The following is a 12,952-nucleotide window of genomic DNA, read 5'->3' as shown; positions in this document are numbered from 1 at the left end:
CGTGCCGGCCGACGCCCGCGGCGCGGCCTCCGGCATGCGCGCCACCTTCCAGAACGCGGGCATGGTGCTGTCCATGGGCGTGTTCTTCTCGCTCATGGTCGCCGGTCTCGCCGGAACCCTCCCCGACACCCTCACCACCGGTCTGACCGCCCAGGGCGTGCCCGCGGGCGCCGCGCACACGGTGTCCCAACTCCCGCCGGTCGGCGTCCTGTTCGCCGCGTTCCTCGGCTACAACCCCATCCAGCACCTGCTCGGCCCGGACATCCTCGGCCATCTGTCACCGTCCGCCGCGGCGCATCTCACCGGCCGCGAGTTCTTCCCCCATCTGATCTCGCAGCCCTTCCACGACGGCCTGGTCGTGGTCTTCTCCCTGGCCATCGCGATGTCACTGGCCGCGGCGGGCGCGTCGCTGATCCGCGGCCGCCGGACGGAGACGGTGGCCGCGGGCTCGCCGTCGCCGGCAGCGGACTCACACCCGGCCACCACGGCGCCGACGACCACCACCGCCTCCTCCACCGGGGTGCTGCGCGGCCGGGTCCACGACAGTGCCGGCCGGCCCATCGCGCGGGCGTCCCTCACTCTGGTCGACCGCTCCGGACGGCAGCGGGCGCTCGCCAGTACCGGTGCGGACGGCACGTACGAACTGACGACGCGGGAACCCTCGTCGTACACCCTGGTCGTCTCGGCCACCGGGCACCATCCGCGGGCCGTGCAACTCGACGCCGAGGCCGGTCCCGTCGTACCGGACGTCACCCTGGCGGGCCTGGGCAACGTCCACGGCACGGTGCGCCACGAACACACCGGCGAACCGGTCCCGGACGCGCAGATCACCCTGCTCAGCTCCGCGGGCGAGGTGGTCGCCTCCGCCGCGACGAACCCGGACGGCACCTACACCCTCCAGAACCTGGCCCCGGGCGCCTACACCGTCGTCACCTCCGGCTACGGCCCCGTCCTCGCGGACGTGACCCTGGACGAGGGCAACTCCCGCGAGGTGGACCTCGAGGTGGGGCATCACGACACCGACTGACGTCGGGTGATGTCGGGTGACCGAAAGGGGCGCGGTTCAGGGAACCGCGCCCCTTTCGCACGGCCCATGACCCGCGCACCGCCAAGCGGTTGAGGCCGTGTCGCTCGTACGGGTGTAGCCGAGGGTGATTTCCGTGGCGCGTGCGGGGTTGCCTCGTTCGGCATCTGTGTGATGTTCGGCATGTGAGCTGATGGAACGGGGAGAAGCGGGCAGCAGTCTCCTTCATTACCCACGCCAACCACCCTCTGCGGCAGGTGATTCGATGACCACGGCGACGACCCGGGCGCTCCGGACGACGCCGCTCGCCCCGACCGGCACGACGAACGCCCGTGTTCCGCCCGCCGCCAATCCCTCCCTGCCGTCCCTGACGGGGCTGCGATGGATGGCGGCGCTGCTGGTGTTCGGAACGCACGTCAACAACTTCGGCTACTTCGGTGGCACCGGCGGCCACCTGGTCAACTGGGGATTCGGTGCCGGTTCCACCGGGGTGTCGTTCTTCTTCGTACTGTCGGGATTCGTCCTGACCTGGTCGGCCAGGCCCGGTGACAGACCCCTCGCCTTCTGGCGGCGGCGCATCGCCCGGATCTACCCGGTGCACCTCGTCACCCTCGCCGTGGCCCTGCTGATGGCCCTCACCCTGGCGCACCAGGGCAACCCCACGCCGAAGCCCGCGCTCGCCAACGTCCTGCTGCTGCACTCCTGGTGGCACCCCTGGTGGCAGACGCTCAACCCGGTCAGCTGGTCGCTCGCCTGCGAGGCGTTCTTCTACGCCGCCTTCCCGCTGCTGATCCTGCTGCTGCGCCACCTCGGCGCACGCGCGTCGGCCGCGCTGGGCGCCCTGTCCGCGGCCTCGGTGCTGGTGCTGGCCTGGTCGGACGCGCACCACTGGTGGACGTACACGCTCTACTCCTTCCCCGCCGCCCGGCTGCCCGAGTTCGTGCTCGGCGCGGTGACCGCCCGGCTGGTGCTGCTCGGGCGGTGGCGCGGGCCGGGCCTTGAAGCCTCCCTCGCGCTGGCGATCATCGGCTACTTTCTGGTACCCCAGGTCACCCCCGGCTACTCCGCCACGGTCTGCACCCTGACCGGGTTCGCCCTGCTCATCCCGGCGGCGGCCGTCGCCGACCTGAACGGGCTGCCGTCGCTGTGGCGGCACCGGCGCCTGGTGCGGCTCGGGGAACTGTCGTTCGCCTTCTACATGATCCATCTGCTGGTGCTGCGCGCCAGCAGCAACCTCCTGGGCACCAAGCCCCACTTCGGCGCCCTCGTGGGCCTCGGGGTCACCGCCACCGCGTTCGCCGTCTCGCTCGGGCTGTCCTGGGTCCTGTACGAGGCGGTCGAGTGCCCGGCCAGACGGCTGCTGCTGCGCCGCCGGCGGTCCACGGCCAAGCAGCAGCCGCGGCCCGACCCCGTTCCGGCCCGCCGCGAGGCCCCCGCGGGCCCATCGGACTGAGGAGGGGCGGGGGAGAAAGCCACCCGCCCGGAGACCACCGAAAAAAGTGCCTTCCGGTCGGCGCTCAGAAGCCTTCCCAGGGGTCCGGGTGGGGGCGTGGACCGGCAAAGTGGCCAGGTCCGGTGAAAGCCCTCGTCCGGCCCTCCGGTACGCCCTCACGTACCCGTCAACGCCGCCGGCCCGTCCCCCGTGACCTGGTGCGGAGCCCCGTACGTCCCTAGGTTCTCCGCATCGGAGGGAGGGCCGGATGGACCGGAGCATCCGCACGGTGGAGGACGTACTGCGGCTCCTGGACGGGCTGTTCGCACCGGGGGGCGACCGCTGGACCGGTGGGGCGGCCGGTTGGTGGGACGATTTCTATGCGGAGCGGGACAGACCCGTGCCGTTCTTCGCGGCGAAGCCGGACGAGAACCTCGTGTCCTATCTGGACCGGGGGCTCGTCCCGCGAGGGCGGGCGCTGGACCTCGGCTGCGGGCTCGGCCGCAACGCGCTGCTGCTCGCCGAGCGCGGCTTCGAGGTGGACGCCGTCGATCTGTCCCCCGCCGCGCTCGCCGTGGCCGAGGAGCGGGCGCGGGCGGCGGGCCTGGACGTCCGTTTTCTGCACGGGGATGTGTTCGCGCTCGCGGCGGACAGCCTGCGCGGCCCGTACCGGCTGATCCATGACTCGGGCTGCTTCCACCATCTGCCGCCGCACCGCCGGATCAGCCATCTCGCCCTGCTGGAACGCCTCCTGGCGCCCGGCGGGTACTTCTCGCTCGCCTGTTTCGCCGCGGGGCGGATGGGCTCGGAGGTCTCGGACGCGGACCTCTACCGCGCGGGCGGCCTGGGCGGGGGGCTCGCCTACACGCCCGAGGCGCTGCGCCATGTCTTCGCCGGGCTGGAGGAGATCGAACTGCGCGCCATGCGGCCCCAGCCGCCGGACTCCGCGCTCTTCGGGGAGCCGTTCCTGTGGACGGCCCTGTTCCGCCGACCGGTCAGCGGCGCCCGGGACGTGCACCCGCGAGGGTGACCTTCGCAACAGTGGGGAGACTCTCGCGCGATCCGGGGTAGACGGCCACCCGGCACCCGCGCCGGAACCGGAGCGGGGCCGCCGTCGGGACGGCCGTCGCCGGGTCGGCTGTTGGTGTGAACTCGTCGTGAAGCACCGGGAGTTGGCACGTCAGCGGGCTTCTCGGGTTGGTCCGGCCGGACGGCGCGGGCTAGGGTGCCGGAACGGTGAAGATCAGCTGCCGACCGGCGGCTCCCGGGTGGGCGAGAGGAGAGTGTGACAGTGCCACAGGACCAGGACGCGGCAGCGTCGGCGCCGCAATTGGTGGGTTCGTTCCTGGAGCGACGCCGCGAGCAGATCGCCCAGCGATGGGCGGACGCACCCCTGTTCAGGTCGGTGTTCACGGTCTCCCGGGACGAGGCGGTCGAGGCCAGCAAGGCGGTCGTGGACGCCCTGTCCGAGGTGGCCGTCAGCGGACGCCTGGAGGACACCACCGCACCCGGGTACGAACCGGTGCGCGAGCAGCTGGGCCGGATGACCCAGAACCGGGCCCGCGCCGGCGCGACGCCGGCCGGGATCGCCGACGAGGTGGCCGCGCTGCGCGCCTCCGCCGTCGATCTGCTGCGCGAGGAGTTCGCCGACCCGACCGCCCCGCAGGCCCAGGAATGCGTGCTGACGCTGACCCTGCTGCTGGGCACCCTGCGCCTGGTCGTGCTGGAGACCGCCCTGGACGCGGGCGCGGAGATGATCGAGCGGCAGCGCCAGCAGTTGCTCGAAGTGGCCACCCCCGTCATCAAGTTGTGGGAGCACACCGTCGCCGTCCCGCTGATCGGGACGCTGGACAGCGCCCGCAGCCAGGTCGTGATGGAGTCGCTGCTGGAGGCCATCGTCGAGCAGCGCGCCCGGTACGCCATCCTGGACATCACCGGTGTGCCCACCGTGGACTCGCTGGTGGCGCAGCACCTGATGAAGACGGTGGCCGCGGCGCGGCTGATGGGGGCCGAGTGCATCGTCTCCGGAATCCGGCCGGCCATCGCGCAGACCATCGTGCAGCTCGGCATCGATCTGGGCTCGGTGCTCACCCGGGCCTCCCTCGCCGACGCGCTGGCCTACGCGCTGAGCCGGCAGGGCATCGAGGTCTACCGTGCGCAGACGGGTACGAACGCCCGGTGAACGAACCCGTCCCCGTCCATCCGGCCCCGGTGCCGGTACTCGCCCTGGGCGACATACTGCTCGTCTCGCTCCAGGGCGAACTGCACGACGGCCTCGCCGAGCAGTTGCAGCAGGACCTCAGCCACCGCATCGCCACCACCGGTGTGAGCGGGGTGGTCATCGACATCTCCGGAGTGGACATCGTCGACTCCTTCCTCGGCCGGGTGCTCGCGGAGATCGCGTCCACCGCCCGGCTGCTCGCCGCCCGTACGGTCCTCGCCGGAATGCGGCCCGCCGTCGCGATCACCCTGGTCGAACTGGGGCTGGCGCTGCCCGGTCTGACCACCGCGCTGGACGTCGACCGGGCCATGGAAGTGCTGTCCCAGAGGGGGAGATGATGCAGCCGTCCGGCCAGGCGTCCGCAACCACCGTGCCCATCGGTTCGGACGCGGATCTGGCCTGGGTGCGGCAGCAGGTGCGGCAGTGCGCGGCGGCCCTCGGATTCGGTCTGGTGCAGCAGACGAAGCTGGTCACGGCGGCGAGCGAGCTGGCCCGCAACACCCTGGTGCACGGCGGTGGCGGGCACGCGGAGATCACCCCGCTGGACAACGGCCGCGCCCGCGGCCTGCGGATGAGCTTTATCGACAGCGGCCCCGGCATCCGCGATCTGGAGCTGGCCATGACCGACGGTTACACCTCGGGCGGCGGCCTCGGGCTCGGGCTCAGCGGTGCCAGGCGGCTGGTGCAGGAGTTCAGCGTGGATACCGAGCCGGGCCGGGGCACGACCGTCACGGCCGTCGCCTGGGTGACCCAGGTGCCCGCCTCGCGATCGGGGCTGGGATGAGCCGCGTCTGGGAGGTCCCGGTGCACGACTCCACGCGCGTCCGGGACGCCCGTACGGCGGTCCGCGAGGCGTGCGGGCAGGCGGGCCTCGGGCCGGAGCGCACGGCGGCCGGGGAGCTGGTGGCCACCGAGCTGGCCACCAATCTGCTCCGGCACGCGGGCGGCGGCACCCTGGTGGTCAACCTGGTGACACCGCCGTCCGGTACGGGGACCTCGGTACGGCTGTTCACGCTGGACCACGGGCCGGGCATCGCCGATGTCACGGAGGCCCTGCGCGACGGCTGTACCACCGACGGGCCCTCCCTCGGCGCGGGCCTCGGCAGCTGTCTGCGCAACGCCGACGCCTTCCAGCTGTACGGCGTCCCGGGCCGGGGCACGGTGGCGACGGCGCGGATCGACGCGGAACGCGCGCGGGGCAACCGGGCCTCCGAAGGGCCCACGGCAGGCGGCATCGTCGTCTCGCTCGACCGGGCCGAGCACTCCGGTGACGCCTGGGAGTGCGTGCGCGACGAGGGGCTGGTGACCTTGCTGCTCGCGGACGGGCTCGGGCACGGGCCCAAGGCCGGGCACGCGTCCGGCGCGGCGGTCACGGAGCTGCGGCGGGCCGCGCAGTCGCCGCCCCAGGAGATCCTGCGGCGGCTGCACACCGCCCTGCGCCCCACCCGGGGGGCCGCGATCGCCGTCGCCCAGGTGGACACGGTGAAGGGGGAACTCGGCTTCGCCGGGGTCGGCAACATAGGGGCCCGGCTGCGTACCCCGGACGGGTGGACGTCGCTGGTGTCGCATCCGGGGATCGTCGGGGCGTACTTCCCGGCGCACGTCCCCTTGCGCCGGGCGGCGTGGCACCGCGACAGTCTGCTCGTGCTGCACAGTGACGGGCTGCCCAGCCGCTGGATCCCGCCCGAGGACCCCCGGCTGCTCACCCATGATCCGTCGGTGCTGGCCGCGACCGTCCTGCGGGACGCGGGCAGCCCCGCCCGCCCCCCGCGCGACGACACCAGCGTCGCCGTACTGGCTCAGGATCCCCGCCCATGACCACGACCTCCGACACCTGGACCCTGACCGGCCCCGTCGACGCAGCCCGTGCCCGTGCGCTGCTGGCGCGGCTCACGGCGGACGCGGGGGTGCCGGCCCGGGACCGTGCCCGTTTCCTGGCCGTGCTGACCGCCCTGCTGCGCCCCTCCCGGGAGGGGCGGCGGCAACGGCTGACCGTGACCGCCGGCGAGGACCTGCATCTCGCCCTGGACGGCGCCGAGCCCTGGCGGCACACGCTGGCCTGCCCTTCTCCCCTGCCCCGGCCGCTGCCCCGGCCCGACGGCCTGGCCGAGGCGGACCTCGCCGAGGCGCTGCTCGGCGCGGGCGAGGACACCGCCGTCGTACTGGCGGGTCTGGACGAGGCGGAGGAGCTGGTCCGGTTCCACCGGGAGGAGTTGCACCAGACCAACCAGGGTGTGCTCGCGCTGCACGCCGAACTGGAGGCGGCCGCGCTGGCGCAGCGGGAACTGCTGGACGCCGAGCGGGCGGCCCGCGCGGAGGCGGAGAACGCCCGCCGGCTGCTGACCTTCCTCGCCGATGCCAGCGCCTCCCTCAACGCCTCCCTGGACCACGAGGACATCCTGCGCCGGCTGCCCAAGCTGCTGGTGCCGGAGTACGCCCGGCACGTGGACGTATGGCTGGTGGACGACGAGCGGACCCCGCCCGCCGAACGGGCCGCGGCCGCGGTGACGGCGGCCCGCACCGGGCGCCCCCAGCACGCGGCGCCGCGGCCCGGCGGACTCCCCGGCGTGGACGATCTGCCGGCCTCCGTGCTCTCTCCCGACCGGCCGCTCTTGTGCCTGCCGCTCGGCGCGCGCACCGTGCAGGGCGTGCTGACCCTGTCGGCGCCCGGCGAGCGGTTCGCACCGGACACCGCCGTGATGCTGCTGGAGCTGGCCCGGCGGGCGGGCATCGCGCTGGACAACGCCCGCCAGTACGAGCAGCACCGGGACGTCGCCGAGGCCCTCCAGCGCGCCCAGCTCACCGAGTTGCCGGACACCCCGGGGCTCGCGCTGGCGGCGCGCTATCTGCCGGCCACGCACGGCCTGAACATCGGCGGTGACTGGTACGACGCGTTCCCCGGCCCTGACGGCAGTGTGCTGGCGGTGATCGGGGACGTCACCGGGCACGGGCTGCGGGCCGCGGTGATCATGGGCCAGTTGCGGACCGCGCTGCGCGCCTACGCGGTCGAGGGCAACGGGCCCGCGCGCATCCTCACCCTGCTGCACCGGATGCTGCGCCATCAGCAGCCGGAGCTGTACGCGACCTGTGCCATCGCCCGGTTCACGCCGGGTGAGCCGGGTGTGGTGTGGGCGGCGGCCGGTCATCCGCCCGCGCTGGTGCGCGGCCCCGGGGGCGAGGTGCGGGTGCTGGACGCCAAGCCGGGGATCATGCTCGGGGTTCCGGTGCCCCACGAGTACGAGGAGCACCACGAGGAGTTGCCGGCCGGTGCCACGCTCGCGCTCTACACGGACGGCCTGGTGGAGCGCCGGTCCGCGGGGATCGACGCGGGTATAGAGCGGCTGGCCGACGCGCTGGGCACGCTGCTCGGCGCGGCGGAGCTGGAGCAGCTGGACGCGGCGGCCGACGCGCTGCTCAGGCCGATGCTGCGGGACTCCGAACACGACGACGACATCTGCCTGTTGCTCTGTCGTACCGCCGCCTGACGCGCCCGTGCGCCGGTCCCCTGGGCGGGGAACCGGCGCACGGGCGTGCGGTCACTGGTTGACGCAGGTGTTCCCGGCGGCCGGGTTCAGCAGCCCGACGAGGTCGACGCTGTCACCGCAGACGTTGACGGGAATGTCGATCGGGACCTGGACGACGTTCCCGGACAGGACACCCGGGCTGCCCACGGCCACTCCGGTCGTCGGGTCGGGGTCGGCCGCGAAGGCGCCGGCGGCGCCGCCCAGCGCAAAGACGCCTGCGAGTACGGCCGTTGTGGCGATGCTGCGGATGCGCATGTATCTGCCTTACTGGTCGAAAAGTAGGGACAGCACCATCACACCCGGCCCCCGTGGGGTTCGCCTCTCCGGATACGCCGACGGGGTGGCCCCCTTCGGAGGGAACCACCCCGGGCCGGTGCGGCGCGGCCGGCCGGATGATTCCGGCCGGACCTGCGCAGACGGGTCGGGCCGATCGTGTTCCGAGGTCCCCGGGCCGGGGCGTCCGGAACCGGGAATCGGAGGATCTCCCGGCCGGGGTGAAGTCGGGCCGTCTCCCTTAGAGTTGCCGGGACAGCTGGCCCGCCGGACGCGCTGGTCCGGTCCCGGAGACCGCTCGGGCAGGGTCAAGTTCCCCTCGCCGAGGGCGCCTTCGCGAGGGCCGCCTTCTTGACCCGGGGCAGGGCAGCACCCGGCCGCCCGTGTACGACACCCTAGGGGCTGCCCCGGGTCGGCGCAGGTCGGGTGGGCCGGTCGTGGCGGGCCCCGGGGCCGGACCGGTGAAGTACGGCCCCGGGGGTGAACCGGCTTACGGGAAGGACGTCACCTTGGAGGGGACGGTGCTGGTTCCCGAGGTGGCGGGTCCGGTGTTGTTGACGACGTGGGCGTACTGGCCGTTGCCGCCGAGGGAGATCACCAGGAGGTCGTGCAGTTTGATGCCGGATCCCGTCGGCACCTGGAAGCCGTGGGCCTGCACGATCGAGGGGTCGGCGGTGTAGTTGCAGTAGCTGCCCAGGCCCCAGGCCTCGTGCGTGGTGACCGAGTCGTCGATCTTGTAGGCCGCGTAGCCGGTGATGCCGTCATGGGTGACGGCGGCGGCGTTAGGGGCATCGTACGCCTTCTCGTTCTGGAAGAAGATGGTCCGGCCGCGCTCTCCGCTCCAGTAGACGTCGTACTTGTTGAAGTGTTCGACGAACAGGCCGGTGGCGAGGACGTCGTCGCCGTTGACCCGCAGGCCGTAGTCGGCGCGGTTGGTGGTCCAGCCGACGCCGCTGCCGTGGTCGGCGCGCCAGATCCAGGTGTGGTCGATGATCGTGTCGTCGCTGTTGACCACCAGCGAGTTGGTGGCGAGACCGGGGCCCGCGCCGCCGATGCGGAAGAACACGTCCTGCACGGTGGTCGGGTTCGCGGAGTGGTCGGCGCTCGCACCCGGGTCGCCGATGCGCAGCAGGGTGTCGGAGTTGACGGACCCGGCGTCGATCAGCAGCCCGGCCAGCTTGACCCCGTCGACGTCGGAGACGTGCATGGCGTCGACCCCGTTGTCCGGGACCAGGGTGGCGAGCCCGAGGCCGAGGACCACGGTGTTCGCGCGGGTCACATCGATCGTCTGGTCGAGGTGGTAGACGCCCGGGGTGAACAGGAGGTTGAGGCCCTGGGCGAGGGCCGCGTTGATGGTGGCCGCGGTCGCGCCCGGCTTGACGACGTAGAACTGGTCGAGCGGGAGGGAGGTGCCCGGCGTGTTCGGCCAGGAGACACCGCGGGCGTTGGTGCGCTTGGACGGGACGAACACCTTGTACGTGGAGCCGTCCAGGTACAGGAACGGCTTCTCGCGGGAGACGGGCGTGTTGTCCAGCGTGGTGTACGGGCCGCTGTCGAAGTTGGTGGCGGGCGCGCCCTGGACGCCGGAGAAGGTCATGTTCCACACGCCGTTGGTCCAGCCGCCGACCGAGCTGTCGCGGGTGTACCACTGCTGCTGGGAGTACGGGCCGACCGTGCCGTCGATCTTCGAGTCGGCGATGTAGCCGCCGGAGGCCCAACCGTAGCCGTTCGGGGCGAGGTTGAGGCCGCCCTCGACATGGATACGGCGGAAGGGCGCGGCCTGGGCGACGGCCCAGCGGTCGTCCCCGTTGGACGGCTTGATGGCGAGGTTCTCGGCCGAACGCCAGAAGTTCTGGGTGGCGTTGCCGTTGAACCAGCCCGCGTCCACGGTGACATCACCGTTGATCTGGGTGTCGTCGGGGTTGAGGCCGAGTCCGGAGATCGAGGTGTAGAAGCCGATCTGGGCGTTGATGTTGTTGTAGGTGCCGGGCTTGAGCAGGAACTGGTAGCGGCCGGTGCCGAACTGGGCGGATTCCTGCTGGGCGAAGACGTCGTCGAACTTCTGCTGGAGGTTCGGTGTGGAGGGGTCGACGACGATGACGTTCGGTCCGAGGTCGCCGCCGCCCTGCACGGGCGGGGTGCCGGTGGTGCCGGTGTGCACGGCGACCTCCCACAGGGAGTAGCCGTAGCCGGTGCCGCGGGCGGTGCCGTAGACGCGGACGTACCGGCCGGAGCCGCTGACGTCGTACGACGCGGTGCCGCCGGTGGCGCCGGTGACGCTCTTGAGGGTGCTCCAGTTCTGGCCGTCGGTGGAGGTCTGGATCTGGAAGTTCTTGCCGTAGGCGGTCTCCCAGTTCAGGTCCACCTTGCACAGGTCCCGCACCGAGCCGAGGTCGACCTGGACCCACTGCGGGTCGGACGCCTGGCTGGACCAGCGGGTGCCGGTGTCGCCGTCGAAGGCGGCGGAGGCGGGGGTGCCGGCGTTCTCGGTGGAGGAGGCGGTGGCGGGCCTGCCCTGGGCGGCGTTCGCCGTGCCGCAGCTGGGCTGTGCGGTGTCGGTGCTGCCGTACACCTGGAACTCCCACAGGGAGTAGCCCCATTGAGTGGCGCGGTGCACGCCGAGCATGCGGACGTAGCGGCCCTGGCCGGAGACGTCCAGGGTGTCGTTGCCGCCGTCCGAGCCGGTGACCGACTTCAGATCGGTCCAGTTGACGGCGTCCTTCGATATCTGGACCTTGTAGTCCTTCGCGTACGCGGCCTCCCAGTCGAGGACGACGCGGGTGACGGAGGCGGTGGCACCCAGGTCGACCTGGAGCCACTGGTCGTCGGTGGTGGCGGAGGACCAGCGGGTCCCCGTGTCGCCGTCCACGGCGTCGGCCGCGGTGGTGCCGTAGTTCTCCTCTGAGGACGCGGTGGCCGTCCTTCCCTGAGACAACGGCGCCTCGGCCGCGACGGCCCGGCCGTGGCCGAGTGGCAGGGTGATCAGCGCGGCCATGGCGGCCAGCGCGACACCCGCGGATCGGAATCTCATATGCGGCTCCCTGAAGACCGGTGGGTGAACATCGATCGCTCACTACTTAGTTCACGTTTTGATTTAAGTGGCGAGACGGATGCCGCACAAGCCTTCGGAAGCCGAACGTTTTCGCGCGTGCCGCTCATGGCGCCGCGTCAAGTCCCTTTTTGCGCCTGCCGCCGGACCATCGCGAGCAGTGCGGTGTGGGTGCCGGGGTCGGCGGCGGCGATCAGGCCGCCCCGGCCGGTGTGCAGGGGCTCGCCGTACAGGCCGGTGACCGTGCAGCCGGCGGCCCGGCACAGGGCGATACCGGCGGCGAAGTGCACGCTGTCGGCGAGATGGCCGTCGGTGACGTAGGCGGCGCGGCGCCCGGCGGCGACCCAGGCGACGGCGAGGGTGCTGGAGACCACCCGGGGCCGGAACCGCTCGATGAAGTCGGGGTCGGCGAGCAGCGAAGGGGCCCGGAACGCGGGGGCGTTGGGGAAGGGCGGGTCGAGGTTGACGTCCACCAGCGCGGAGGCGGCGGAGGGCGTCAGCTTCTCCTCACCGTCACCGTCACCGTCACTGTCGCCATCGCCGTCACTGTCGCGGTCGCCGCTGCTCAGCCGGGCCCGGGTGCCGTCGGTCCAGAAGACCTCGCCGGTGAACGGGTCGGCGGTGGCCGCCGCGGTGGTCTCGCCGTCCACCCGCAGGGCGACGTTGACGCCGACGAGCCTGGTCCGTACCGCGTAGTTGAGGGTGCCGCACAGGGGGTCGACCAGCCAGCGGCGCCGGGCCCCGGCGGCGCCGCGGGGGCCGCTCTCCTCGCCGGTGACGGCGTCGTCCGGGCGGGCGGCGCGCAGTACGTCCAGGATCGCCCGCTCGGCGGCGAGGTCCGCCTCGGTGGCGAAGTCCCCGTCGCCCTTCTCGTGGCGAGCGAGCCGGCCGCCGTACAGGTCGCGTACGACGGCGGCGCCCGCCCGGGCCGCGGTCACGGCCAGGCGAGCGTCGGATTCCCCGTTGATGAGCGTCATGGGCGCAGCCTACGCGCAACTCACCGCGGCAAAGAAGGAGTTCAGCCCCGTGCCGGGGTGAGCGTGAGGGTCTGCTCGGCGGCGGTGCGGCCGCGGCCGACGGCGCTGTGGGTGGTGTCGGTCCAGGTGCGCACCGGGACGGTCTCCGCGCCACGGCCAGGATCGGCGGACAGGCCGAGGACCAGGCCGCTGTAGCGGTTGACGAGATGGAAGGTGCCGGCCGGGGAGGCGTCCGGGATCAGGAACCACTGCTGTCCGACGGCCGGGCTCTTCCCGCGCCGCGGGGTGACGGTCGGCACGGTGCCCCAGGCGCGGTCCCGGATCCTGGTGGAGTCGACGCCGAGCAGGGCGCCGGTGGCGGAGTTGGTCACGGTGTAGGCGCCGTCGCCGGTGGGCCGGAAGGTCCAGGTGGCGCGGGCCGTGGGGGTGGGGCGGGCCGCGCCACCTGGACC

At 72.7% G+C, this 12,952-nt stretch carries 12 protein-coding genes; 8 read left to right on the top strand and 4 right to left on the bottom strand.

The annotated features are described in order from the left end of the window. From CCN72_RS11715 to CCN72_RS11680, 8 genes are all read left to right on the top strand, one after another. Positions 1–1,027: MFS transporter (locus CCN72_RS11715; protein WP_208637979.1), on the top strand; the 1,027-nt coding region annotated here is incomplete at its 5' end. Positions 1,028–1,289: 262 nt separating this feature from the next. Further along, positions 1,290–2,477: an acyltransferase family protein gene (locus CCN72_RS11710; protein ID WP_086807466.1), complete on the top strand. Its 1,188-nt coding sequence runs from the start codon at positions 1,290–1,292 to the stop codon at positions 2,475–2,477. A gap of 247 nt (positions 2,478–2,724) precedes the next feature. Beyond that, the gene (locus CCN72_RS11705) at positions 2,725–3,486 is read left to right on the top strand and encodes a class I SAM-dependent methyltransferase (RefSeq protein WP_086807465.1); all 762 of its coding nucleotides are present in this window, start codon (positions 2,725–2,727) and stop codon (positions 3,484–3,486) included. Positions 3,487–3,741: 255 nt separating this feature from the next. Next, positions 3,742–4,638 carry an STAS domain-containing protein gene (locus CCN72_RS11700; RefSeq protein ID WP_425276135.1) on the top strand — a complete coding sequence of 299 codons (897 nt, stop codon included), beginning with the start codon at positions 3,742–3,744 and terminating at the stop codon, positions 4,636–4,638. Further along, a complete protein-coding gene (locus CCN72_RS11695; RefSeq protein ID WP_086807463.1) occupies positions 4,635–5,015 on the top strand; it encodes an STAS domain-containing protein in 381 nt (126 codons plus the stop codon). The genes CCN72_RS11700 and CCN72_RS11695 overlap by 4 nt, the downstream gene beginning before the upstream one ends. Next, a complete protein-coding gene (locus CCN72_RS11690) occupies positions 5,015–5,461 on the top strand; it encodes an anti-sigma regulatory factor (RefSeq protein WP_085568188.1) in 447 nt (148 codons plus the stop codon). Before CCN72_RS11695 ends, CCN72_RS11690 begins: the two co-directional genes overlap by 1 nt. After that, entirely contained in the window at positions 5,458–6,495 is a 1,038-nt protein-coding gene (locus CCN72_RS11685) for an ATP-binding SpoIIE family protein phosphatase (protein WP_086807462.1), read from the top strand. Before CCN72_RS11690 ends, CCN72_RS11685 begins: the two co-directional genes overlap by 4 nt. Next, positions 6,492–8,162, top strand: coding sequence for a PP2C family protein-serine/threonine phosphatase (locus CCN72_RS11680; RefSeq protein ID WP_086807461.1), 1,671 nt, complete (start codon positions 6,492–6,494; stop codon positions 8,160–8,162). The genes CCN72_RS11685 and CCN72_RS11680 overlap by 4 nt, the downstream gene beginning before the upstream one ends. Positions 8,163–8,213: 51 nt before the next feature. Here the strand turns inward: CCN72_RS11680 and CCN72_RS11675 are convergent, their stop codons facing one another. From CCN72_RS11675 to CCN72_RS38955, 4 genes are all read right to left on the bottom strand, one after another. Continuing rightward, positions 8,214–8,456, bottom strand: a complete 243-nt coding sequence (locus tag CCN72_RS11675; protein WP_085568185.1) for a chaplin — start codon at positions 8,454–8,456, stop codon at positions 8,214–8,216. Positions 8,457–8,964: 508 nt separating this feature from the next. Beyond that, the gene (locus tag CCN72_RS11670) at positions 8,965–11,505 is read right to left on the bottom strand and encodes a discoidin domain-containing protein (protein WP_086807460.1); all 2,541 of its coding nucleotides are present in this window, start codon (positions 11,503–11,505) and stop codon (positions 8,965–8,967) included. Positions 11,506–11,642: 137 nt separating this feature from the next. Continuing rightward, positions 11,643–12,500: an inositol monophosphatase family protein gene (locus tag CCN72_RS11665; RefSeq protein WP_086807459.1), complete on the bottom strand. Its 858-nt coding sequence runs from the start codon at positions 12,498–12,500 to the stop codon at positions 11,643–11,645. A 41-nt stretch (positions 12,501–12,541) separates the two neighbouring features. Continuing rightward, positions 12,542–12,952 (bottom strand): RICIN domain-containing protein (locus tag CCN72_RS38955; RefSeq protein WP_167408672.1); only part of this gene is annotated, 411 nt, incomplete at its 5' end.

It is taken from the genome of Streptomyces murinus, from assembly GCF_002154555.1.
Taxonomy (GTDB): Bacteria; Actinomycetota; Actinomycetes; order Streptomycetales; family Streptomycetaceae; genus Streptomyces; species Streptomyces murinus.
Note: the sequence above shows the minus strand (reverse complement) of the source record. Positions and strands in the feature narration are given on the sequence as shown.